The sequence below is a fragment of the Phenylobacterium sp. genome (genome assembly GCF_036821595.1).
Classification (GTDB): Bacteria; Pseudomonadota; Alphaproteobacteria; order Caulobacterales; family Caulobacteraceae; genus Phenylobacterium.
The window spans coordinates 20,082-41,603 of record NZ_DAISJG010000027.1 but is presented as its reverse complement, the minus strand read 5'-3'; the positions used below and the strand labels follow the sequence as shown (position 1 = coordinate 41,603).

Here is a 21,522-nt window from a genome sequence, read left to right as displayed (position 1 = left end):
ACCACGGCGTGGTCAAGTTCGACGTGGTCACCGGCGCCCAGGCCAAGAGCCAGACCCACGCCCCGAGCTACACCAAGGTGTTCGCCCAGGAGCTGGTGAAGCAGGCCGAGCGCGACCCCAAGATCGTCGCCATCACCGCGGCCATGCCCTCGGGCACCGGCCTCGACCTGTTCGGCCAGAGGTTCCCCGAGCGCACCTTCGACGTTGGCATCGCCGAGCAGCACGCGGTGACCTTCGCCGCCGGACTCGCGGCCGACGGCATGAAGCCGTTCTGCGCGATCTATTCCACCTTCCTGCAACGCGGCTACGACCAGGTGGTCCACGACGTGGCCATCCAGCGCCTGCCGGTGCGCTTCGCCATGGATCGTGCCGGCCTGGTCGGCGCCGACGGGCCCACCCACGCAGGCGCCTTCGACGTGGGCTTCATGGGCGCCCTGCCCGGCATGGTGCTGATGGCGCCGTCCGACGAGGCCGAGCTCGCCCACGCCATCGCCACCGCCGTGGCTATCGACGACCGTCCCTCGGCCTTCCGCTATCCGCGCGGCGAGGGCACGGGCGCGGTGATCCCCGAGCTGGCCGAGCCGCTGGAGATCGGCAAGGGCCGCATCGTTCGCGAGGGCTCGGCCGTCGCCATCCTTTCGTTCGGCACCCGCCTGTCGGAGAGCCTGAAGGCGGCGGACATGCTCGCCGCGCGGGGGCTTTCCGCCACCGTCGCCGACGCCCGCTTCGCCAAGCCCCTGGACGTGGACCTGATCCTCCGGCTCGCCCGCGAGCACGAGGCCCTGATCACCGTCGAGGAAGGCGCCATGGGCGGCTTCGGCGCCTTCGTCCTGCAGGCGCTCGCCGAGCACGGCGGCCTCGACCGCGGCCTGAAGGTCCGCACCCTGGTGCTGCCCGACATCTTCCAGGATCAGGACAAGCCCGAGGCCATGTACGCCCAGGCGGGTCTCGACGCCGAAGGCATCGTCCGCGGCGCCCTGGCCGCGCTCGGCATCGACAACGCCGCCGCCAAGGGCCGACGGGCCTAGGCGCGGCAGCTCGTCAGGAACTGGCGCGCCTTGGCCTTGTCGCCGGGGACGGGGGTGCGGCGGCCGTTGACGCCGACGGCCAGGTCGCCGCTGTCGGCGAAGCGCTGGAGCACCGGATCGCGGACCGGGGCGATCGCCTCCACGAGCACGCCCTCGCCAAGGCTCGGCGCCACCTCGGCGCGGTAGCGGGTGCTGCGGCTTCCCGAGGCGAGTTCGAGCTCGGGCCGGGCGTCCGGCCCCGCGTTCGCGGAGACCAGGACCTCGCCGGACCCGGGGGCGCAGCTCAGCATCAGGACCACGTTGTCGCTCTGCGGCTGGCCGAACGCGAGCTTGGCGCCTTCGCCCTCCACCTCGTGCAGCGACCAGGCCATCCCCGGAAGGGCGGCGGGCGTCTGCTGGTGCGCGCAGGCGCTGAGCGTGCAGGCGACGATGAAGCTCAAGGCGGCGCGGCGGCGCATGTGACGACCCCTTCTGGAGGCAAGAACGTCACATGGCCGCAACCGGTTCTGTGACTTCCGTCACAGGCCGGGAATTATTTGCCGGCGGCTCAGAACGGCGAGAAGCGCTCCACCAGCGACTGGCCGGCCGGAGTCTTCTGGACGCGGCTGATGTCGCCGCGGCCCGCGTAGCTGATGCGCGCCTCGGCGATCTGGGTGTGGCGGATGGTGTTGGCGCTGGAGATATCCTCCGGCCGCACGATGCCGGCGACGGTCAGCTGGCGGACCTCGAAGTTGGTGCGCACCTCCTGGGTGCCCTGGATCACCAGGTTGCCGTTGGGCAGCACCGCGCTCACCACCGCGGCGACGGTCAGGGAGATCTTCTCGGCCCGGTTCACCGCCCCGTTGCCCGTGCTGGAGCTCTTGGAGCCGGTCTCGATCAGGGCCGAGGGGTCGATGGCGGGCGTGCCGGGCGGCAGCAGCCGGCCGATGCTGGATTCCAGCCCGAGCAGGTGCGGCGTGCCGAGCGTCGAGCCCGCGGTCCGCGTGCTGGTGCTCGAATTGATGGTCTTGGCGCTGTCGTCGATGTCGATGTTGACGGTCAGGATGTCGCCGACCCTGTTCGCCCGCTGGTCGATGAAGAAGGCGCGCGCCCCGCTCCGCCACAGCGAGTTGGCGCTCGCGGGCTGGGCGGGAACCGCGGGCAGCACCACCTGGTGCTGCGGCACCAGGGCGGCGGGATAGCCGACCGGGGCGAGTTCGGGGCCCTTCACCGATTCCACCACGGTGGAGCAGGCGGCCAGCGGGACCAAGGCGGCGGCGAGGGCGAGGGTGCGGAGACGCATGACGGGAGGCTTCCTCTAGCGGAGCGCGTAGCGGGTGGAGCGGACAGCCTTGAGCTGATCGGCGGCGGGGCCGACCACGGCCTGGCCCGGACCGATGACCACGGCCTGGACGGTCTTCTTCGAAAGCGTGTTCTGGATGTTGATCAGGTCCCCGGCCGCGCCGGCGGAGAGCGCCCGCGCCTGCAGGGACAGCGAGATGCCGGCGTCCTCGTAGGTGACGGTGATCAGCTCGCCGACCTTCACCACCTGGGCGGCGGCCACGTCGCGGCCGGAGACGGCGGCCCCGGCCCGCAGCGGGCGGCGGGCGGCCAGGCCGATCACCTGCTCGGCGTCGGACGGCGCGTCGGCGGGGGCGGCGGCGGCCCTGGCCCAGACCAGGTCCTGCGGCTGCACCACCTCGCCCGCGGCGAGGCTGCGGGCGTAGGTCAGCACCTCCACGTTGCCGCGGGCCGCCGGGGCCGCACCGCCGGCGTTCGGGCCGCGGACGACGATGCGCTTCAGCCCCTCGGCGTTGGCCCAGTCGAGGCCGGCGCGGCGGGCGACCGCCTGCACGATGCGGGCGTCCAGCAGCACGCTGTCGCCGGCCCGGCCGGCCACGGGCGTCTTGCCCGCCGCGCCCGCGCCCTCGAACAGGTCCCCCAGGGTGACGATCCCGTCTGCGTCGGAGGTGTCGGCCTTCAGCGTCACCGGCTGGCCGGCGAACGCCGGGGTGGCGAGCAGGACCGCGAAGAGGGCGGGGAGGATGCGCTTCATGGCTCTACGACTTCACCTGGTTGGCCACGCCCAGCATGTTGTCGGCGGTGGAGATGACCTTGGAGTTCATCTCGTAGGCCCGCTGGGCGACGATCAGGGCGGTGATCTCGGACACCGCGTCCACGTTCGAGGCTTCGGTGTAGCCCTGCATGAGCTGGCCGATCCCCTGGGTGCCCGGAATGCCGGTGATCGGCGGGCCGGACGCGGCGGTCTCCATCAGCAGGTTCGCGCCCTGGGCCGAAAGGCCGCCCTCGTTCATGAAGGTGGCGAGTTCGAGGTTGCCGACCACGGCCTGTTCCGCCTGGCCCGGCTGCGTCACCTGCACCTGGCCCGACAGGGAGATGGAGACGTCGGTGGCGTCGTTCGGGATGGTGATGCCCGGCTGGACCGCGTAGCCGTTCTGGGTGACGAGCTGGCCCTGGTCGTTGATCGCCAGGTTGCCGGCCCGGGTGAAGGCCGTCTCGCCGGAGGGCAGCAGCACCTGGAAGTAGCCCCGCCCGTCGATGGCCAGGTCGAACTTGTTGTCGGTGCGGGTGAACGAGCCCTGGGTGGCGATCCGGTAGACCGAGCCGGCCTTCACGCCCGCGCCGATCTGCACGCCGGTCGGCACGATGGTGCCCTGGTCGGAGGACTGCGCCCCGGGCTGTTCGAGCGTCTGATAGAGCAGGTCCTGGAACTCGGCGCGCTGACGCTTGAACGCCACCGTGTTCATGTTGGCGATGTTGTTCGAGATGACCTCGACGTTCAGCTGCTGGGCCGACATGCCCGTGGCTGCGGTGCGAAGCGCTTGCATCGTCGTCTACTCCCTAGCTCACCCGGCCCATGCGCTCGACGGTGCGGCGCGACAGGTCGGCATTGGAATCCATCATGCGGGCCATGGACTCGTAGGCGCGCTGCACCTCGATCATCCGGGTGATCTCCGCGATGGGCTGGACGTTCGACCCCTCCAGCATCCCCTGGCGGACCTTCGCCTCGAGGGCGGGCTGGGGGAGGGCGTTGGAGGTGTTCTGGTAGAGGTTGTCGCCGCGCTTCTCGAGCACGGCCAGGTCGTCGAAGGCGACCACGGCGACCTTGCCGATCCGCTCCCCGCCCTGGCTGATCGTGCCGTCCTGGGCGATGGTGACCGGGCCGAGCTCGGGATCGACGGTGATCTCGCCGCCGCCCTCGTCCAGCACGGGCGAGCCGCCCTGGGTGGTCAGGCGGCCGATCTCGTCGGTGCGGAACCGGCCGTCGCGTGTGAACCGCTCGCCCTCGGCGCTCTGCACCCGGAAGAAGCCCTGGCCCTCGATGGCCATGTCGAACGGCCCGTCGGTCTTGCGAAGCGCGCCCTGGGCGAAGTCACGGGCCACGCCGTCGGCGACCACGAACTTCACCGGCTTGGGACCGCCCAGGGTGAAGGCCGGGGCCTGCGGATCGGCCCGGGTCATCAGCGACTCGACCTTGAAGCCGGCGGTGTCGGCGTTGGCGATGTTGTTGGCGATGATGTCCATCTCGCGCCGAAGCACGATCTGGCGGGACAATCCGACGTAGAGCGCGTTTTCCATTAAGGTCTGCCAGGCTTCCGCGACACTTTTGCCGCCTGTCCGCTGCAAGCTTCGGGCCAGCCGAAAACCTCAGGAAATCCAACAGTTAAAATGGTTAACGGCCACCGCCCGGCGCTTTCTGCCGGGTAGGAATTGGCGCCGTTAAGGTCTGTTAAAAACCGGTTCTTAACCAAACCGGGGCCATGGGTGTGGGACTAGGATTCTAAGGAACGCGCGCGTGGCCGAGGACAAGGTCAAGGAAGCCCCCGAAGGGGAGGGCGGCGAAGGCGAGGAAGGCGGCGGCAAGAAGAAGCCGCCGCTGAAGGTGCTGATCATCGCCGGCGCCGCGGCCCTCGTCGTTCTGGGCGGCGGCGGCACGGCCGCGTTCATGTTCCTCAAGCCGAAGCCCGACGCGGAAGCCGCGGCCGACCACGGCAAGAAGGACAAGAAGAAGGAGAAGAAGGGCAAGGAGGAGAAGGGCCATGCCGGAGGCGAGGCCGGCGGCGCCGTGGTGCGCGAGGGGCCCGACGGCGTGGTCTTCTACACCATGCCCGACGTGGTGGTGAACATGCAGACCGCCGAGGGCCGGCCCACCTTCCTGAAGCTGAAGCTCACCCTCGAGTTGCCCGACGACCACGTGGTCGAGGAGCTCGACCCGAACATGCCGAGGCTCCAGGACATGTTCCAGACCTTCCTGCGCGAGCTGCGCCCGGAGGACCTGCAGGGCAGCCAGGGTTCGTACCAGCTGCGCATGGAGATCCTGCGCCGGGTGAATCTGGTGATCGCACCGTCCAAGGCGAACGCCGTCCTGATCGAGGAGATGCTGATCAACTGACGCCCCTCCCGGGGGCGGCGGTTCGCAAGCGCCAATGTCCGAAGACAACGAATCCCAAGCCGAAGGAACCGGGGCCGCCTGGGCGGGCGGCCAGGCCGCGGCCGCGCCCGGCGCGGACGGCGCGCTATCGTCCGAGCGCATCCTGAACCAGGACGAGATCGACAGCCTGCTCGGCTTCGACCTCAATGACGACGAGGGCGGCGAGCGCACCGGCATCCGGGCGATCATCAACTCGGCGCTGGTCTCCTACGAGCGCCTGCCGATGCTGGAGATCGTCTTCGACCGCCTGGTGCGGTTGATGACCACCTCCTTGCGGAACTTCACCTCCGACAACGTCGAGGTGAGCCTCGACAACATCTCGTCCATCCGCTTCGGCGACTACCTGAACTCGATTCCGCTGCCGGCCATCCTGTCGGTGTTCCGGGCCGAGGAGCTCAACAACTACGGCCTGCTGACGGTCGATTCGAACCTGATCTACTCGATCGTCGACGTGCTGCTGGGCGGCCGGCGCGGCACCGCGGCCATGCGGATCGAGGGGCGGCCCTACACGACCATCGAGCGGGTGCTCGTCCAGCGGATGGTGGAGGTCGTGCTGGCCGACGCCAAGGAAGCCTTCGAGCCGCTGACGCCGGTGACCTTCACCCTCGACCGGCTGGAGACCAATCCCCGCTTCGCCGCCATCGCCCGGCCGGCCAACGCCGCCATCCTGGTGAAGCTCCGGATCGACATGGAAGATCGCGGCGGGCGCATCGAGCTCCTGCTGCCCTACGCCACCCTTGAACCCATCCGGAAGATGCTGCTGCAGCAGTTCATGGGCGAGAAGTTCGGCCGCGACAACATCTGGGAAAGCCACCTCGCCACCGAGCTCTGGACCACCAACATGGAGGTCCGCGCCGTGCTCGACGAGCAGGAGGTCCCGCTCCGGCAGGTCCTCGACCTCAAGGTCGGTGACACCATCATGCTCAACGCCACGCCCGACAGCCTGATCGAGCTTCGCGCCGGGGCCATTCCGCTCACCCGTGGCCGCATGGGCCGCCGCAACTCCCACATCGCCGTCCGCGTCGAGGCGCCTCTCCCGCCCACCGCCCGGCAAGCCGTCCAGAGGGTCTAGACCATGAGCATCATCGGCATCGGCCTGAACCTGCTGCTGGCCTGCCTGCTGGGCGCGGCCCTGGCCATGGGCTGGCGGCTCAACAAGCGCCTGCAGGCGCTTCGCGATTCCCATGACGGGTTCGCCACCGCGGTGCGCGAGCTGAACGCCGCCGCCGAGCGCGCCGAGCAGGGCCTCGCCGACCTGCGCGCCGCCACCGACGAGGCCACCGACGCGTTGGGCGACCGCATCCACAAGGGCCGTGAGCTGGTCCAGAAGCTGGAGCGCCTGATCGACCAGGCGCCGAAGGCCGGCGCGCGGCGCCTGCCCGAGCCGGAGCCGGACGACGAGCGCGCCCAGGAGCGCCGCCTTGGCGCCCTGCTGGCCGCGGCCCGCGAGGCGCGGCAGCGGCCCGAACGCATGCCCGACCGCCAGGCGATCGCCCGTCCGAAGCCGCTGTTCGAGGACGACCTGTTCGACGACGAGCCCCTGGCGCTGACCGCCGTCCGGGGCGCCCGCCGATGAAGAGCATCCCCCGCATCCTGCCGCTGGTGGGCGTCGCCATGGGCGGCGTCCTCGCCGTGAACGCGCTCGCCGGCGCCAAGGGCCTGCCCGAGCTGATGTCCGGCGCCCGCGCCTTCGCCGAGGAGACCACGAAGGGCGGCAAGTCCGAGAAGCCGGACGACAAGGCCAGGACCGGCGAGGGCAAGGACGCCGCCGCCGCGCTCCCGGCGCTGCCGTCGGCCAACATCAAGCCGCAGGCGATCTGCGCGCCGACCGCCGCCGAACTCGCCAAGCAGGCGGGCCTGTCGCCGGCCGAGCTGCAGGTCCTGCAGAGCCTCGGACAACGCCGCGGCCAGCTCGACCAGCGCGAGAACGATCTGGAGACCCAGATCGCCCTGCTCGCCGCCGCCGAGGCCAAGCTCGACGCGAAGGTCCGGGCGCTCAACGGCCTGAAGGGCGAGATCAGTGGCCTGCTCAGCGAGGCCGACGCCAAGGAGGCCGCCGAGATCGACCGCCTGGTGAAGGTGTTCGAGGGCATGAAGGCCAAGGACGCCGCCCCGCGCATGGTCAATCTGGACGACGCCGTGCGCCTGCCGATCGCCGCCAAGATGAAGGAGCGCGCGCTGTCGGCGATCCTCGCCCAGATGCCGCCGGCCGAGGCCAAGAAGCTCACCGAGTCCATGGCCAAGCGCTTCACCGAGGCCCGCGCCATGGCCGCCAACGCCGCGGCCACCGCCAACCAGGCGGCCGGCCCGGCCGGGGCTCCCGCCGCCCGTCCGGCCGCGGCGCCGCCGCGCAAGGCCGCGCCGGGCGCCAACCAGGCGGCCGCGCCGCCCGCCGCCCCGGCCGCGCCGCCGGCCAAGGCCGGCTGACCGGATGAGCCTGCGCCAGACCCTCCGCTCCGGGGTCGCGGCGGTCTGCATCGCAGGCGTCGTCGCGCCCGCCGGCGTGGCGGCTCCGGAGCCGGGGCCGAAGACGGCCGCGCGCGGTCCCCTCGACGTGCGCGTGGCCCAGGCGTCCGAGTTCTCGCGCATCGAATTCCACTGGGCCGGCGGGGCGCGGGCCACCACGCGCCGCGACGGCCAGAAGCTGATCGTCACCTTCAGCCGCGACGCCGATCCCGACATCGCGCGCCTGCGCACCTCGCCGCCGCGCTGGCTGGCCGGGGCCGAGAAGCGCCGCGTCGGCGGCAAGCTCGAGCTCACCCTGATCCTTGCCGACGACGCCGACGCCAAGGTGGGCGCGGCGGACGGCGCCACCTACGTCAACGTCTTCGAGAAGCCCGCGCCGCCGCCCGAGCCCGAGAAGCCCGTCGACTGGGCCGTGGAGCCGGAGCCGCCGCGCGCCAACCCCGTCCCGGCCAGCGGCGTCGTGGCCATGGACGCCAAGGTGGTGAACAGCCAGACGCTGCTCACCTTCACCTGGGCCAATCCGGCCGGCGCTGCGGTCTTCCGGCGGGGCGACACCGTCTGGGTGGTGTTCGACGCCTCGGCGAAGCTCGATGTCTCCAAGGCGCCGAAGGGCGTGAGGCATTTCTCGGCCCTGGAGACCTTCCGCGGCGCCGACTACTCGGCCGTGCGCATCGACGCGGCCAAGGGCGTGCCGCTGTTCGCCACCGCCCAGGGCAATTCCTGGATCATCGCCTTCGGTCCGGGCGACCAGGGTCAGCCGTCGATCGTCCGCGTCAGCCGCGACGCCACCGACGGGCCACCGATCCTGAAGGCGCCCGTGGCCGGAGCCACGCGGGTGATCCGCATGCCGGATCCCGGCGCGGGCGACGAGGTCACGGTGGTCACCGCGCTCGGGCCGGCCAAGGGCCTGCCGTCCCGCCGGGACTACGTGCAGATGGCCATACTGCCGTCGGTGCAGGGCCTGGCGGTCGAGAGCTTCGTGGAGGACCTGCAGGTCTCCCGGGAGAACGACATCGTTCGCATCGCCCGCGAGCGGGGGCTCACCCTGTCGCCCGCCTGGGCCGGACAGGAGCGCGAGTCGGAGGCCCTGGGCGTCCCCCGCCGGGCCGCCATGCCGGGCCTTATCGACCCGGACTGGGGCAAGGTCGGCGAGAGCGGCTTCCTGGCCCGCTACAACACCCTCTTCACGGCCGCCACCGAGGAGGCGGCCAGCCGGGAGAAGGGCTCGCCAGTCGCCGCCCAGATGGCGCTCGCGCGCTTCCTGGTGGGCTCGGAGCTGTCCTTCGAGGCGATCGGCGTGCTCAACGCCGCGGCGCGCCGCCATCCCGAGCTGTTCGACGACCCGGAGTTCCGCGGCCTGCGCGGCATGGCCCGCGTCATGGCCCGACGCTACAAGGAGGCCGAGGCCGACTTCTCCGCGCCGGTGCTGTCGGAGGATCCCTCCGCCGCGCTCTGGCGCAGCTACATCGCCGCCCAGCAGGCCCACTGGCCCGAGACCCGGACCCAGTTCGCCAGGGGCGTCGAGGCCTTCGCCCAGTTCTCGCCGCTCTGGAAGGCGCGCTTCGCCCGCAGCGACGCCCAGGCGGCGCTCGCGCTCGGCGACCTCGTCGGCGCCGAGTCGCGCATCAGGCTGGCGCTCGCCGACCGCACGGATCCGCTGGAGGAGCTGGAGACCCGCCTCGTACAGGCCCGGGTCGTGGAGTTGCAGGGCGGGAAGGACCGGGCGCTGCGCATCTACCAGGCGATCACCCGCGCGCCGCTGGAGAAGCTTTCCTCGCCGGCCCTGTTGCGCGCCACCCAGATCCAGCTCGAGACCGGCCGGATCACGCCGGTCCAGGCCGCCCAGACGTTCGACGGTCTGCGCTACCGCTGGCGCGGCGACGCCACCGAGCTGGAGACCATTCGCGCGCTCGGGCAGCTCTACCTCAGCCAGGGCCGCTACCGCGAGGCGCTGGAGGCGCTGCGCTCGGCCGGCATGCGCCTGCCGGACCTGCCCGAGGCGCTGCAGCTGCAGGCCGACCTCTCCGCCGCCTTCCGCGGGCTGTTCCTCGATGGTCTGGCCGACGGGCTGGAGCCGATCCAGGCGCTGGCCCTGTTCTACGATTTCAAGGAGCTGACCCCCATCGGCGCCGACGGCGACCTGATGGTGCGCAAGCTGGTCCGGCGGCTGGTGGACGTGGACCTGCTCACCCAGGCCGCCGACCTCCTGAAGTATCAGGCCGACAACCGTCTCGACGGTGTGCCGCGCGCCCAGGTCGCCACCGACCTGGCGGTGATCTACCTGATGGACCGCAAGCCCGAGCAGGCGCTGCAGGCGATCAACTCCTCGCGCACCACCCTGCTGCCGTCGGCCATGATGCTCGAGCGGCGGCTGATCGAGGCCCGGGCCTGGACCGGCGTCGGCCGCTACGACGCCGCCCTGGAGATCATCGAGCGCGACAAGTCCCGTGAGGCCGACGAGCTGCGCGCCGAGATCACCTGGAAGCAGAAGAACTGGGCCGCCGCCGGTCCGCTGTTCGAGCGGGCTCTGGGCGACCGCTGGAAGCGGCCCGATCCTCTCTCCAGCGAAGAGGAAGGCAAGCTGCTCCGCGCCGGCGTCGCCTACAGCCTGGCCGGCGACGAGGCGTCGCTCGCGCGGCTGGAGGGCCAGTACAACGGCTTCTACGAGCAGGCGCACAATCCCGAAGCCCTGCGCGTGGCGCTCACCGGCCTGCCGACCGGCCGGGTCAGCGCCGCCGACTTCGGCCGGGTGACCGCCGACAACGAGGCCTTCGCCGGCTGGGTCTCCAAGATGAAGGTCCGCTTCCGCACCAGGCCGGGCCCCACGGGCGGCAAGCCCGCCGCCGCGCCGGCGGCCGCCAAACAGGCCGCCGCCGATCCCCCGAAGACGGCGCCCGCCAAGGGCTAGCCGGCCCCGGCCCCCTTCTGGAAGCTCTCGACCAGGCTGCCGCAGACCAGCCGCCAGCCGTCCACCAGGACGAAGAAGATCAGCTTGAACGGCAGGCTGACCACCACCGGCGGCAGCATCATCATGCCCATGCTCATCAGCACGCTCGCCACCACCAGGTCGATGACCAGGAAGGGCACGAAGAGCAGGAAGCCGATCTCGAAGGCCCGCTTCAGCTCGCTGATCATGAAGGCCGGCGTCACCACCCGGATGGGGGTGTCCTGGACGGTGGCGGGACGGGGAATGTTGGAGAGCCGCACGAAGAGCGCGAGGTCGTCGCGGTCCACCTGGCTGAGCATGAAGGTCTTCACCGGCCCCCCGGCCGCGTCGAAGGCCTGCGGCAGCTCGATCTGCTGGTCGAGCAGCGGCTTGATCCCCTCCTCGTAGGAGCGCTCCAGCGTCGGGCCCATGACGATCGCCGTCAGGAACAGGGCCAGCGAGATGATCACCGCGTTGGGCGGGCTCTGCTGCAGGCCGAGCGCCGTGCGCAACAGGGAGAGCACCACCACGATCCGCACGAAGGAGGTGGTCATGATCACGATCGACGGCGCCAGCGACAGCACGGTCAGCAGGCCGATCAGCTGAACGACGCGCTCGGTGAGGCCCGCGCCGGTGCCGAGGTCGATGTTCACCGCCTGGGCGGCCGCCGCCGCCGGGAAGATCATGAAGCCGAGCGTGATGAGCACGGAGAGAATCGCCGCCCGCCGCCAGTCCTCCGCGGGGAGGCCGCGGATAGCCTTCCAGAGCTCGCGCATCAGGCGGGATCCTTCGGGGCGGGCACGCCCTCGGCCAGCACCCGGCCCTCGCCAAGCAGCAGCAGCATCTCCTGGCCGTCGCAGGAGACCAGCACCAGCCGGCGCGTGGGATCGAGCACCAGGCTCTCGGTGACGGTCAGGCGCCGCTCCCGCTTGGCGGGCCGGGTGAGCCTGGCCAGCGCGTCGGGGCCGAAACGGCGCAGCGCCACCGCGCCCAGACCGATCAGTCCGAGCGTGAGCGCCAGGGCGAAGACGGCCCGGAGGAGGGCGGGAAAATCCATGCAGCTTCTGCCACTTAGAGGGTTCTGAGGGGCATTCGGGGCTGAATCCCTTAATCGGTGATTAACCCTGTTTATTCACCATGTTCGGCATGGATCTGGCCGATATCCCCCTGTTCTCGCTGCTGCGCAGCCGCATGGGTTACCTGTCGGAACGGCAGAAGGTGATCGCCCAGAACGTGGCCAATTCCGACACCCCGGGATTCGCGCCGAAGGACCTCAAGCCCTTCACCTTCCATGCCGAGGTGCAGGCCAACCGGGCCGCCGGCGTGCAGGCGGTGACGCACGCGGGACACATGGTGTCGCCGAGCGCCAAGCGCGGGGCCGCCTCCGGCGTCAAGACCACCCGTGCCGAGATCACCGAGACCACCCTCGACGGGAACGCCGTGTCCCTCGAGGAGGAGATGCTGAAGATGAGCGAGTCGCGGATGAGCTACGACGCCGCCATCGGCTTCTACCAGAAGTCCATGAACCTGCTCCGGATGGCCGCCAGGGCCCCGGGCCGCTAAGTCGGGAGTAGACGATGGCCGATCCCAGATCCCTGTCCGGCGTCGCCCAGGCGGTCGCAGCCTCGGCCATGCGGGCCCAGCAGGCGCGCATGCGGGTCATCGCCGAGAACCTGGCCAACGCCAACTCCACCTCGCGGGTGGCGGGCGGCGACCCCTATCGGCGCCAGGCGCCCATCTTCGAGCCCACCCGGGTCTCCGGCGCCCAGGGCGTGCGGATGACCGGCGTGCAGCCCGACCAGAAGCCCTTCAAGACCGAATACGACCCGGGCGCCCCGGGCGCCGACGCGGCCGGCTACGTGAAGCTGCCCAACGTCGACACCATGGTCGAGGCGCTCGACATGAAGGAGGCGCAGCGCGCCTACGAAGCCAACCTCAACATCATCGAGACGGCGCGCGCCATGGAGATGCGCACCCTCGACCTCCTGAAGAAGTAGGAGCCTAGGCCGTGATCAACGCCCTTGCCGCCGCCAAGGCCTATGCGGCCACCCAGAAGACCGCCGGCATCGAGCCGGGCATGGGCGGCGGCGACGTGGCCGGCGTCGGCGGCGGCTTCGCCGACCTGCTGAAATCGGCGATGACCGACGCCATCTCGGCCTCCAAGCACGCCGAGACCCAGATGGCCGCCCAGGTCGCCGGCCGCGCCGAACTCGTGGACGTGGTCACCGCCATCTCCGCCGCCGAGGCCAGCCTCGAGACCGTGATGGCGGTCCGCGACCAGGTGATCAGCGCCTACCAGGAAATCATGCGGATGCCGATCTGAGCGCGAAGCGACTCATCCCAGCGCAAGCGGGGATCCAGGCTGAGCCTCAGAATGGATCCCGGCCTACGCCGGGTTGATCCGCTGCGCGGTCACTTCACCGCGGCGCAGGCCACCCGGGCGCCGGCGCCGCCGATCGGCTGCGTCATGTGGTCGTCGGGACCCGCGTGGATCAGCACGGCCGAGCCGTCCGCGTCCTTCAGCTTCTCGAGCGTCGTCAGGCTGGAAAACACCTCCGTGGCGCCGACGCCATGGGCGTCGACGTAGAGGTTCGGCAGGTCCCCGGTCTCGTTGGCCTTGGGGTTCAGGAGCCCATGGACGCGGTCGCCGCCGCCGTGGGTGTGGCCGCCGGCCGAGGTGAAGTCGCTCTTCGAGCAGTCGGCCTTCTCGTGGAAGTGCAGGCCGTGCCAGCCCGGCGTCAGCCCCTTGGCCTCCACGCGCATCAGCACACCCTTGGGCGCGGGCGTGAGCGTCACCTTGCCGATCGCCTCGCCGGCGCCGTTCTTCAGCTCCGCCGTGGTCGGCTGCGGCTTGTCCTGCGCCTGCACGGCGGTTCCCAGGAGCAGGGCCGCGGCGGCGGCGGCGAGGGGGAGCTTGGCGATGGTCATGGTCTTCTCCTTACGCGTCACAGGGGGAGGGCAGTTCCTACCAGCACGTGCTAGGCCTTTGCCATGGCGGCGCCGGTGATCGAGCTTCTGGACGTGGGCAAGCGCTACGGCGCCGCCGAGGCGCTCAGCGGCGTCACCCTTTCCGTGCAGGAAGGGGAATTCGCGGCCCTGGTCGGCGGTTCCGGCTCCGGCAAGACCACCCTGCTCAAGACCATCAACCGCCTGGTCGCGCCCGACGCCGGCCGCGTACGGGTGCAGGGCGAGGACGCCGCGGCGGTCGCGCCCCACCTCCTTCGCCGCCGGATCGGCTATGTCTTCCAGGAGGTGGGCCTCTTCCCGCACCTCACGGTCGCCGAGAATATCGCCGTCACGCCGCGCCTGCTGGGCTGGGACCGCGCCCGCGCCGAGGCGCGCGTGGCCGAGCTCCTCGACCTCGTGGCCCTGCCCAGGGACATGGCCGCCCGCACCCCCGACGCGCTTTCGGGCGGACAGCGGCAGCGGGTCGGCGTCGCCCGGGCGCTCGCCGCCGAGCCCGCCATCCTCCTGATGGACGAGCCATTCGGGGCGCTGGACCCGCTGACCCGCGACGCGCTCGGCGCTGACGTCCGCGCCCTGCACGACCGGCTGGGCCTGACCACCGTCATGGTCACCCACGACATGGCCGAGGCGGTGCTGCTCGCCGACCGCATCGTCGTCCTGAAGGCCGGCCGGATCGCCGCCGACGGGGCTCCCGCCGACCTCCTCGCCCACGCGACCGATCCCGATGTCCGCGCCCTGCTGGAGGCGCCGAAGCGGCAGGCCGAACGGCTGGCGGCGAGGCTCACGCCATGAGCGGCCCGGTCGCGCAGGCCTTCGCCCTCCTGCCGGAGTATCTCGCCTGGCACGTCCTGCTGTCGGCCAGCGCCCTCGTCCTGGGCCTCGCGGTCAGCCTGCCGCTGGCCATCGGCGCAGCCCGAAGCCCGCGCCTGCGCTGGCCAGTCCTGGCCCTGGCCAGCCTCGTCCAGACCATCCCGAGCCTGGCGCTGCTGGCGCTCTTCTACCCCCTGCTGCTGGCGCTCTCCGTCCTCAGCGCCTCCGTCTTCGGCCACGGGTTCTCGGCGCTCGGCTTCCTGCCCTCGCTGCTGGCGCTGACGCTCTATTCCATGCTGCCGATCCTGCGGAACGGGGCGGCCGGCATCCTGGGCGTCGACCCGGCCGTGCGCGAGGCCGCCGACGGCGTCGGCATGACGTCGCGCCAGAAGCTCCTGCAGGTCGAGCTGCCGCTGGCCGCCCCGGTGATCATGGCGGGCGTGCGGACCGCCGCGGTCTGGACGATCGGGGCCGCGACCCTCTCCACGCCGGTCGGCCAGACCAGCCTCGGCAACTACATCTTCGCCGGGCTCCAGACCGAGAACTGGGTCTTCGTCCTGTTCGGCTGCGCGGCTTCGGCGGGCCTCGCCCTTGCCGCCGACCAGCTCCTGGGCCTGCTGGAGGCCGCCGCCCGCAGGCGCAGCCGGCTCCTGGCGCTCCTCGGCCTCGCCGGCCTCGTCGCCGGCACCGCCCTGGCGCTCGCCCCGCTGATGAGCTTCGGCCGCCCCGCGGCCTATGTGGTGGGCGCCAAGAACTTCTCCGAGCAGTACATCCTGGCCGAGCTGATCGCCGGCCGGCTGGAGCGCGCGGGCGCCGAGGTCAGCCGCCGGGAGAACCTCGGCTCCTCCATCGCCTACTCCGCCCTCGCCGCGGGCGAGCTCGACGTCTACGTCGACTACTCCGGCACGCTATGGACCAACGCCCTCGGCCGCGCCGACAACCCCGGCCGCCAGGCGGTGCTGGACCAGCTCACCGCCGAGCTGAGGCGCCGCGACGGCGTCCTCGTCCTGGGCTCCCTGGGTTTCGAGAACGCCTACGCCTTCGCCATGAGGGGGGACCGCGCCAAGGCGCTGGGGATCGCCTCGATCGCCGATCTCGCCCGGCAGGCGCCCAGCCTTACCCTGGGCTCGGACCTGGAGTTCCTCTCGCGCCCGGAATGGAAGGCGGTGGACGCCGCCTACGGCCTCAGCTTCCGGGCGGAGCGCTCCTACCAGCCCACCTTCATGTACCGTGCGCTGGCGGGCGGCGAAGCCGACGTGATCAGCGCCTTTTCCTCCGACGGGCGGATCGCCGCCGACGGTCTGGTGACGCTCGCGGATCCCAAGGGAGCCATCCCGCCCTACGACGCCGTGATCCTGGTGTCGCCGAAGCGCGCGGGCGACGCCCGCCTGCTCGCCGCCCTGCGCCCGCTGGTCGGCGCCATCTCCGTCGAGGCCATGCGCGCCGCCAACTACAGCGTCGACCGCGACGATCGGAAGGCGACCCCGGCCGAGGCGGCGCAGGCGCTGGCGGCCACGCTGGCGACCGGATCTCCCGCCGCCCTCTCCGGGCCGCCGCCGCGCTAGGCGCGAGCCCCCTCCCTCAAACGGGGGAGGCGGCCTGAAACCGCCGCCAGTACCCTCGGGGAAGTACCTTGAGGAGTGTGTACCCATGGCCGGGCCCGCCGATTTCGTTCTCAATCCGTTGCCGTCGAGCGTGCAGTGGAACGTGGGCCTGTTCAGCGCCCGCGAGGTGGGAACCCCTCTCGTCCGAGGCGATGTCGGCCAGGTGCTCTACCACGCCATGGGAGATCTGACCGGTGACGGCTGGCCGGAGATCGTCGTCACCGGCTGGTCCTATCGCGGGTGGGACGCGGTGGGGACACCGCCGGAGGTGCCAATCACGGTCATATCCACCGGCCCGAACGGTCCCACCATGCTCGACGCCGCCACCTTCCTCGGCCGCGACAGCTCCCCCGGGACCGCGATCCTGCGGATCGCCGACTTCACCGGCGACGGCCGCAACGACCTGATGATGGTGGGCCACAATGAGAGCCCCTTCGTCACCACTCCCAGCTTTCTGTTCGTGCGGACGGACGCCGGCTTCGTTCAGCAGACCGTCGGTCCGAAGGTGGCGGCTCATGAGGGCGAGGTCGGCGACATCAACGGCGACGGCCTCCCGGACATGGTGCTCTCCGCCTATTGGGCGGAGAAGACCCTGGAGCCCTTCCTGTACACCGGCAACGGCGGCAACTGGGTCCAGGGCATCAGTCAGGACGGCGCCGTGCTCCTCCTGCAGGTCAACCAGGGGGGCGGCGCCTTCACGCCTCTGCCGCTGGTGCTCGACCGGCCGCTCGAGGAGCTCAAGACGATGAGCGACCCCTGGAACGCGACGAACTGGTCCAGCGGGTCGGCCAGCATCATCGCCGACCTCGACGGCGACGGCCGCCCCGAAGTGGTGGTCACCGACCTCTACTCGTCGCTCGACTGGAAAGACGCCGACACCTACGTCATCACGGACATCGAGCTCGGCGCGACCATGGCCTCAGGCCGGCTGATCGCGCTTCCCCAGCCCTACTTCGAGGCCGATCCCAAGTATGCCGGGATGAACTCGCAGCTGGGCGACCAGCTCTCGCACGACATCCAGCTCCAGGTTCTGGATTTCGACAACGACGGCTTGAAGGACATCCTGGTCTTCTCAATGGTCTGGACGCCGTACGGCGAGAGCCCGGCGGGCGTCGTGCAGTTCCTGCGCAACAAGGGCGGGCTGCAGTTCGAGGACGTCACGAACACAGTCCTCTACAACACCTGGCTGGGCCAGAACGAAAGCTCCCACGAGGCCCAGTTGATGGACGTCAACGGCGACGGGTTCGTGGACATCGTCATGCCCGCGCCCCCCCAGCTCGGCGCGGGCGGCATGACCGCCAAGACCTGGTCCAACGAGATCTACGTCAACACCGGCGCCGGCAAGTTCGTGTCGGTCATGTGGGAGCAGTTCCACACCCTGTCGGTCTCGGCCGGCGCAAGCTACGATGGCAAGTTCTATCCCTACATGACCCCGGACGGGCGGCTCGGCTTCATCAGCGAGGTCGACACCATGCAGGGCCTTCGTTTCTTTGAGGTCCTGGCGGACGACAAGCTCTACACCGGCCCCGGTGGCCTCAACCCCGCGCTGCGCGGCGCGGCTGGCTTCAACGAGGCCTATTACCTGACCGAAAACCCCTCGGTCGCCGTGGCGGTGACCGCCGGGGCCTACGCCTCGGGACTCGAGCATTATCTGGCGGTGGGCCGAGCGCAGGGTCTGCAGGGCTTCGCCGCCAATGCCCAGGTGGCGGGCTCCTCCGGCGCCGACTTCATCCAGCTGCGGGAGGGGAACGAACGGGCGTTCGGCGGCGCCGGCGGCGACACTCTGTCGGGCCTCGGCGGCATGGACTACCTCCGTGGCGAGGACGGCGACGACAGCATCTCCGGCGGCGACGGCTTCGACGACGTCCACGGCAACGCCGGGAACGACACCGTCTCCGGCGGCGCCGGCGGCGACTGGGTCGTGGGCGGCAAGGACGACGACCGCCTCTCCGGCGACGACGGCGACGACGTGGTCTACGGCAACCTCGGGAACGACACCCAGTTCGGCGGCGACGGCGTCGACTGGGTCCGGGGCGGCCAGGGCGACGACGTGCTCGACGCCGGCGCAGGGGACGACTGGATCGCCGGGGACCGCGGCGACGACACCATCACGGGCGGGGTCGGCGCGGACCTCTTCCACACCCATGGCGGTGCCGGCCTGGATCGCGTGCTGGACTTCAACCGGGCCGAGGGGGACCGGGTGAACCTGCTGCCCGGGACCACCTACACCACCGCCCAGGTCGGCGCGGATGTGGTCATCAGCATGGATGGCGGGGGCCGGATGGTTCTGGTCGGCGTCCAGCTCGCAAGCCTGACGGGCGACTGGATCTTCGGAGCCTAGCGCGGCAGCTCGCGCTCCGGCGGCCAGCCGGGCTTGAACCCCGGCCCCAGCGCCTGGTGCAGGAAGCGGCCGAACGCCTTGCGCTGCCGGTTCCAGGCCTTCGCGGCGCCTGCCCATGGCGCGGGGAAGTAGTCGCCGTGCAGGCAGGGGTCGGCCGGTCCCTCGGCGATCTGGAACCAGCGGAGCTTCTCGCGCGCCGCGGATTGGGGCTTCAGCGCCTTGGGGCCGTGGCGGCCGAGCGCGCGGGCCCGCGCCTTCTCGCCGCGCCATAGCGCCGCCTCGATGATGTTGCCGGCGGGATAGGCGAACCCCAGCACCTCGTCGTCCGGCGAGCTGACCACCATGATCCGCTCCAGCACCTTCACGCCGGCGTGGTAGCGCGGGTTGTCGAGTTCGTCCTGGTCGGCGGCGGGGGCGGAGAGGATCGCCAGCTCGAAGGACGCCTGGGGCGGCGGCCCGGACAGCACCGCCTGGGTGATCGTCTCCAGCACCACCCGGGCGCCCAGGCTGTGGCTGACGAAGGCGAAGCTCGCCGCCAGCGAGGCCGGCCCGCGCAGGAAGGCGCCGAACCGCCGCCCGGTCTCGCGCACGTCGCCCATCTCGAAGGGATAGTTGATCGCCGGCAGATACCAGTCGCCCGGCCAGAGGATGGGGATCACCAGATCCGCTCCGGTCACCGGCGGCAGGTCCAGCGCGGGCCCGAGACCCAGCAGTTCCTGGGCCATGGCGCCGTAGCCGGCATAGCCATGGTCGCGGTCGACATTGAAGCCGTGGACGATGAAGCAGACCCGCCGGTCGGCGAAGACGCCCCCCACGTCGCCCCAGTCCACCCGGCGGACCTCGCCTGCGAGGAACCGGTCGCGCAGCGATTCCGGCCGGCGCCAGTCGGTGGTCTTGCCGACCGAGGGGAACTCCAGCAGCTCGCCCGCGGTGATCCCCTGGGCGTGGCGTCCGGACAGGTCGCGGAAGGAGAGGACGTACACGCCTCAGCCCCGGGTCGCCGAGCCGACCTGCTTCCAGGCCCTGAGCGCCTCGGTGAGCGCGCTCGAGAGATCCTTGGCCACCGGCGCCAGCGGCACGGCGGTCGCCCCCGATCAGCAGGGCCGTGATCCAGGAATAGCCGCCGGTCTTCCCCACCTCGCAGGACAGCCCCTCGCAGGTGACGCCCCGCATGCCGAGATTGAACAGGAAGGAAAGGACGAGCGCCGCTACGCCGGCCAGCCACCGCGCGGTCGACTGGTAGCGCTCCTCGGCGAGGGTGAAGGCCGCGCCGATCCGGCTGTCGAGCGCCACGCCGAACCGCCCGGCCATCACCGCGGCGTCGGCCGCCTGGGCGGGGGTGATCCTGGCGCCTGTGTGCTCGGCCTGCAGGGCCTTCACCAGGTCTATGGCCGCCTGGCGTCCAAGGCCCCAGGCCTGCTCGACGATGGCGACGGCGGCGTCGAAGTCCATCATCGGCAGCGCGAGCCGCACGCCGTTGCGGATGGTCTCGGGCGCCCGGCCCGCGGCGCGGCCGTCGCGGTACTGCTGCGCCACGATCTGCGCGTAGCTGTCGCCATAGGTGAAGCGCAGCGCCGGGCCGTAGGCCCTGAGCAGGGCGTCCACGCAGCCGAAGCCCACGAAGGGCAGGCCCCGGCGCCGGATCACCAGCGCCTTGCCGAAGGCCTCGACGACCCCGAACGCGGCCGTGCCCAGCGCCCCGACCGCGATGATGGCGGTGGCCAGCTTCTCCCAGTCGTCCATGCGATCCCCCGATCACCTTCAGGCTGCACGGTACACCGGAGCACGCGGAGCGCGAGTCCTTTCGTTAACCATTTAGCCTTCCGTTAACCATGCCGGACGAAGGTGACCTGGACCCGGCCAGAGGCCGATTCCGTAAGCTTTTCCGTGAGGTCCCCATGAACGGCGCCGAGGTTCTGGACGTCGGCCGCGACGCCATCTGGCTGACCATCCAGCTCTGCGCGCCGGTCCTCATCGTGGGTCTCGTGGTGGGCGTGGGCGTCGGCCTCTTTCAGGCGCTCACCCAGATCCAGGAAGCCACGCTCGTCTACGCGCCGAAGATCGTGGCCATCTTCGTGTCCCTGCTCGTCTTCCTGCCGCTGATGGGCGCGCTGATGAGCGGCTTCATGCGCCAGATCGCCGCCCGCATCTCGGCCATGTAGCGGAAGGGGCAGGGCAGGGTCCCGCCATGGAAACCTACGCCACAGCCCAGCAGGTCTACGCCGCCGGCCTCGTCTTCTCGCGACTGGCGGCGATCATCATGCTGATCCCCGGCATCGGCGAGGGCTTCATCCCGCCGCGGGTGCGGATGGCGCTGGCCTTCGTCATGGCCCTGCTGCTGTTCCCGCTGATCGGCCAGAGCGTGCCGCCCGTGCCGGAGGCGCTGAGCGGCGTGGCGGGCGCAGTGATCAAGGAGATCATGATCGGCCTGATGATCGGCGGCATCCTGCGGCTGTTCATGTCGTCGCTCGCGGCGGCGGGCGAGATCGTCTCGATCCAGACCACGCTCGCCTTCTCCCAGACCGCCAACCCTTCCCAGGCCCAGCCGTCGACGACGCTCGGCACCTTCCTGGGCCTGATCGGCATCGTGCTGGTCATGACCACCGGCCTGCACCACCTGTTCATTGGCGCGATCGTGAAGTCCTACCAGCTGTTCCCCTTCACGAAGCCGGTGATGGTGGCCGACGCCGGCCAGCTCGCCGTCCAGACGGTGGGCGCCTCCTTCGCGCTCGGGCTGCAGCTCGCGGCCCCGGTGGTGGTCTTCTCGTTGATCTTCAACGTCGCGACGGGCCTCGTCGGCCGGGTGATGCCGCAGTTCCAGATCTTCTTCGTCGCCGCGCCGCTGATGGTGCTGATGGGGCTGTCGATCTTCGCCCTCAGCCTGGGCGTGATCGGCGTCGTCTGGACCGATCGCTACCGCGATCTCCTCGCACGCTTCGGAGCCTAGC

The 21,522-nt window shown here is 71.0% G+C and carries 24 protein-coding genes; 15 read left to right on the top strand and 9 right to left on the bottom strand.

Going from position 1 to position 21,522, the window contains the following annotated elements; translation table 11 throughout:
• Positions 1-1,028: transketolase C-terminal domain-containing protein (locus V7Z97_RS12975; protein WP_334163849.1), on the top strand; the 1,028-nt coding region annotated here is incomplete at its 5' end.
• On the opposite strand, the gene V7Z97_RS12970 is transcribed toward V7Z97_RS12975, so the two are convergent.
• The 5 genes from V7Z97_RS12970 to flgF form a co-directional block, all read right to left on the bottom strand.
• Positions 1,025-1,486: a hypothetical protein gene (locus V7Z97_RS12970; RefSeq protein ID WP_334163848.1), complete on the bottom strand. Its 462-nt coding sequence runs from the start codon at positions 1,484-1,486 to the stop codon at positions 1,025-1,027. The two genes, V7Z97_RS12975 and V7Z97_RS12970, sit on opposite strands and share 4 nt — an antisense overlap.
• 89 nt (positions 1,487-1,575) lie before the next feature.
• Positions 1,576-2,310, bottom strand: coding sequence for a flagellar basal body L-ring protein FlgH (gene flgH / locus V7Z97_RS12965; RefSeq protein WP_334163847.1), 735 nt, complete (start codon positions 2,308-2,310; stop codon positions 1,576-1,578).
• 15 nt (positions 2,311-2,325) lie between these two features.
• Entirely contained in the window at positions 2,326-3,063 is a 738-nt protein-coding gene (gene flgA, locus V7Z97_RS12960; protein WP_334163846.1) for a flagellar basal body P-ring formation chaperone FlgA, read from the bottom strand.
• A gap of 4 nt (positions 3,064-3,067) precedes the next feature.
• Positions 3,068-3,856: a flagellar basal-body rod protein FlgG gene (gene flgG / locus V7Z97_RS12955; RefSeq protein WP_334163845.1), complete on the bottom strand. Its 789-nt coding sequence runs from the start codon at positions 3,854-3,856 to the stop codon at positions 3,068-3,070.
• Between the two features lie 13 nt (positions 3,857-3,869).
• Positions 3,870-4,607 (bottom strand): flagellar basal-body rod protein FlgF, encoded by a 738-nt coding sequence (flgF, locus tag V7Z97_RS12950; RefSeq protein WP_334163844.1) that lies wholly within the window; start codon positions 4,605-4,607, stop codon positions 3,870-3,872.
• Between the two features lie 217 nt (positions 4,608-4,824).
• On the opposite strand from flgF, the gene V7Z97_RS12945 reads away from it, so the two are divergent.
• Genes V7Z97_RS12945 through V7Z97_RS12925 form a run of 5 tightly spaced genes read left to right on the top strand, consistent with a single transcriptional unit; the run spans position 4,825 to position 10,834 of the window.
• Complete coding sequence (locus tag V7Z97_RS12945; protein ID WP_334163843.1) at positions 4,825-5,421, top strand: flagellar basal body-associated FliL family protein; 597 nt, start codon at positions 4,825-4,827, stop codon at positions 5,419-5,421.
• 34 nt (positions 5,422-5,455) lie between these two features.
• Positions 5,456-6,532: a flagellar motor switch protein FliM gene (gene fliM, locus V7Z97_RS12940; RefSeq protein ID WP_334163842.1), complete on the top strand. Its 1,077-nt coding sequence runs from the start codon at positions 5,456-5,458 to the stop codon at positions 6,530-6,532.
• A 3-nt stretch (positions 6,533-6,535) separates the two neighbouring features.
• The gene (locus tag V7Z97_RS12935) at positions 6,536-7,036 is read left to right on the top strand and encodes a DUF6468 domain-containing protein (protein WP_334163841.1); all 501 of its coding nucleotides are present in this window, start codon (positions 6,536-6,538) and stop codon (positions 7,034-7,036) included.
• The gene (locus tag V7Z97_RS12930; protein ID WP_334163840.1) at positions 7,033-7,887 is read left to right on the top strand and encodes a MotE family protein; all 855 of its coding nucleotides are present in this window, start codon (positions 7,033-7,035) and stop codon (positions 7,885-7,887) included. The genes V7Z97_RS12935 and V7Z97_RS12930 overlap by 4 nt, the downstream gene beginning before the upstream one ends.
• 4 nt (positions 7,888-7,891) lie before the next feature.
• On the top strand, positions 7,892-10,834 hold the full coding sequence (locus V7Z97_RS12925; protein ID WP_334163839.1) for an endoglucanase: 2,943 nt from the start codon (positions 7,892-7,894) through the stop codon (positions 10,832-10,834).
• On the opposite strand, the gene fliP is transcribed toward V7Z97_RS12925, so the two are convergent.
• Positions 10,831-11,628: a flagellar type III secretion system pore protein FliP gene (gene fliP, locus V7Z97_RS12920; RefSeq protein ID WP_442958037.1), complete on the bottom strand. Its 798-nt coding sequence runs from the start codon at positions 11,626-11,628 to the stop codon at positions 10,831-10,833. The two genes, V7Z97_RS12925 and fliP, sit on opposite strands and share 4 nt — an antisense overlap.
• A complete protein-coding gene (locus V7Z97_RS12915; RefSeq protein WP_334163838.1) occupies positions 11,628-11,909 on the bottom strand; it encodes a hypothetical protein in 282 nt (93 codons plus the stop codon). Before V7Z97_RS12915 ends, fliP begins: the two co-directional genes overlap by 1 nt.
• An 89-nt stretch (positions 11,910-11,998) precedes the next feature.
• On the opposite strand from V7Z97_RS12915, the gene flgB reads away from it, so the two are divergent.
• From flgB to fliE, 3 genes are read left to right on the top strand one after another with little or no spacing between them, the layout of a single operon-like run.
• Positions 11,999-12,415 (top strand): flagellar basal body rod protein FlgB, encoded by a 417-nt coding sequence (gene flgB, locus V7Z97_RS12910; protein ID WP_334163837.1) that lies wholly within the window; start codon positions 11,999-12,001, stop codon positions 12,413-12,415.
• A gap of 14 nt (positions 12,416-12,429) precedes the next feature.
• Positions 12,430-12,849 carry a flagellar basal body rod protein FlgC gene (gene flgC / locus V7Z97_RS12905; RefSeq protein WP_334163836.1) on the top strand — a complete coding sequence of 140 codons (420 nt, stop codon included), beginning with the start codon at positions 12,430-12,432 and terminating at the stop codon, positions 12,847-12,849.
• 11 nt (positions 12,850-12,860) lie between these two features.
• Positions 12,861-13,175, top strand: a complete 315-nt coding sequence (gene fliE, locus V7Z97_RS12900) for a flagellar hook-basal body complex protein FliE (RefSeq protein WP_334163835.1) — start codon at positions 12,861-12,863, stop codon at positions 13,173-13,175.
• 89 nt (positions 13,176-13,264) lie between these two features.
• Here the strand turns inward: fliE and V7Z97_RS12895 are convergent, their stop codons facing one another.
• Positions 13,265-13,780, bottom strand: coding sequence for a superoxide dismutase family protein (locus V7Z97_RS12895; RefSeq protein WP_334163834.1), 516 nt, complete (start codon positions 13,778-13,780; stop codon positions 13,265-13,267).
• A 75-nt stretch (positions 13,781-13,855) separates the two neighbouring features.
• Between V7Z97_RS12895 and V7Z97_RS12890 the strand changes: the two genes are divergently transcribed.
• From V7Z97_RS12890 to V7Z97_RS12880, 3 genes are all read left to right on the top strand, one after another.
• The gene (locus V7Z97_RS12890; RefSeq protein WP_334163833.1) at positions 13,856-14,611 is read left to right on the top strand and encodes an ABC transporter ATP-binding protein; all 756 of its coding nucleotides are present in this window, start codon (positions 13,856-13,858) and stop codon (positions 14,609-14,611) included.
• Positions 14,608-16,194: a glycine betaine ABC transporter substrate-binding protein gene (locus V7Z97_RS12885; protein WP_334163832.1), complete on the top strand. Its 1,587-nt coding sequence runs from the start codon at positions 14,608-14,610 to the stop codon at positions 16,192-16,194. Before V7Z97_RS12890 ends, V7Z97_RS12885 begins: the two co-directional genes overlap by 4 nt.
• An 85-nt stretch (positions 16,195-16,279) precedes the next feature.
• A complete protein-coding gene (locus V7Z97_RS12880) occupies positions 16,280-18,574 on the top strand; it encodes an FG-GAP-like repeat-containing protein (protein WP_334163831.1) in 2,295 nt (764 codons plus the stop codon).
• Here the strand turns inward: V7Z97_RS12880 and V7Z97_RS12875 are convergent.
• Entirely contained in the window at positions 18,571-19,557 is a 987-nt protein-coding gene (locus V7Z97_RS12875; RefSeq protein WP_334163830.1) for an alpha/beta hydrolase, read from the bottom strand. The genes V7Z97_RS12880 and V7Z97_RS12875 overlap by 4 nt on opposite strands.
• 275 nt (positions 19,558-19,832) lie before the next feature.
• Between V7Z97_RS12875 and V7Z97_RS12870 the strand changes: the two genes are divergently transcribed.
• The 3 genes from V7Z97_RS12870 to fliR all read left to right on the top strand — a co-directional run bounded on the left by V7Z97_RS12870 (position 19,833) and on the right by fliR (position 21,521).
• Positions 19,833-20,123 (top strand): hypothetical protein, encoded by a 291-nt coding sequence (locus tag V7Z97_RS12870; RefSeq protein WP_334163829.1) that lies wholly within the window; start codon positions 19,833-19,835, stop codon positions 20,121-20,123.
• 349 nt (positions 20,124-20,472) lie between these two features.
• Positions 20,473-20,736: a flagellar biosynthesis protein FliQ gene (gene fliQ / locus V7Z97_RS12865; protein ID WP_325461694.1), complete on the top strand. Its 264-nt coding sequence runs from the start codon at positions 20,473-20,475 to the stop codon at positions 20,734-20,736.
• A gap of 26 nt (positions 20,737-20,762) precedes the next feature.
• Positions 20,763-21,521 carry a flagellar biosynthetic protein FliR gene (fliR, locus tag V7Z97_RS12860; RefSeq protein WP_334163828.1) on the top strand — a complete coding sequence of 253 codons (759 nt, stop codon included), beginning with the start codon at positions 20,763-20,765 and terminating at the stop codon, positions 21,519-21,521.
• Position 21,522: the final 1 nt, after the last annotated feature.

Bases quoted from the DNA above. Each gene is read 5' to 3' on its own strand.
- V7Z97_RS12970 (WP_334163848.1), bottom strand. From the start codon at position 1,486: ATGCGCCGCCGCGCCGCCTTGAGCTTCATCGTCGCCTGCACGCTCAGC.
- flgH (WP_334163847.1), bottom strand. From the start codon at position 2,310: ATGCGTCTCCGCACCCTCGCCCTCGCCGCCGCCTTGGTCCCGCTGGCC.
- flgA (WP_334163846.1), bottom strand. From the start codon at position 3,063: ATGAAGCGCATCCTCCCCGCCCTCTTCGCGGTCCTGCTCGCCACCCCG.
- flgG (WP_334163845.1), bottom strand. From the start codon at position 3,856: ATGCAAGCGCTTCGCACCGCAGCCACGGGCATGTCGGCCCAGCAGCTG.
- flgF (WP_334163844.1), bottom strand. From the start codon at position 4,607: ATGGAAAACGCGCTCTACGTCGGATTGTCCCGCCAGATCGTGCTTCGG.
- fliM (WP_334163842.1), top strand. From the start codon at position 5,456: ATGTCCGAAGACAACGAATCCCAAGCCGAAGGAACCGGGGCCGCCTGG.
- V7Z97_RS12935 (WP_334163841.1), top strand. From the start codon at position 6,536: ATGAGCATCATCGGCATCGGCCTGAACCTGCTGCTGGCCTGCCTGCTG.
- V7Z97_RS12930 (WP_334163840.1), top strand. From the start codon at position 7,033: ATGAAGAGCATCCCCCGCATCCTGCCGCTGGTGGGCGTCGCCATGGGC.
- V7Z97_RS12925 (WP_334163839.1), top strand. From the start codon at position 7,892: ATGAGCCTGCGCCAGACCCTCCGCTCCGGGGTCGCGGCGGTCTGCATC.
- fliP (WP_442958037.1), bottom strand. From the start codon at position 11,628: ATGCGCGAGCTCTGGAAGGCTATCCGCGGCCTCCCCGCGGAGGACTGG.
- V7Z97_RS12915 (WP_334163838.1), bottom strand. From the start codon at position 11,909: ATGGATTTTCCCGCCCTCCTCCGGGCCGTCTTCGCCCTGGCGCTCACG.
- flgB (WP_334163837.1), top strand. From the start codon at position 11,999: ATGGATCTGGCCGATATCCCCCTGTTCTCGCTGCTGCGCAGCCGCATG.
- flgC (WP_334163836.1), top strand. From the start codon at position 12,430: ATGGCCGATCCCAGATCCCTGTCCGGCGTCGCCCAGGCGGTCGCAGCC.
- V7Z97_RS12895 (WP_334163834.1), bottom strand. From the start codon at position 13,780: ATGACCATCGCCAAGCTCCCCCTCGCCGCCGCCGCCGCGGCCCTGCTC.
- V7Z97_RS12885 (WP_334163832.1), top strand. From the start codon at position 14,608: ATGAGCGGCCCGGTCGCGCAGGCCTTCGCCCTCCTGCCGGAGTATCTC.
- V7Z97_RS12880 (WP_334163831.1), top strand. From the start codon at position 16,280: ATGGCCGGGCCCGCCGATTTCGTTCTCAATCCGTTGCCGTCGAGCGTG.
- fliQ (WP_325461694.1), top strand. From the start codon at position 20,473: ATGAACGGCGCCGAGGTTCTGGACGTCGGCCGCGACGCCATCTGGCTG.
- fliR (WP_334163828.1), top strand. From the start codon at position 20,763: ATGGAAACCTACGCCACAGCCCAGCAGGTCTACGCCGCCGGCCTCGTC.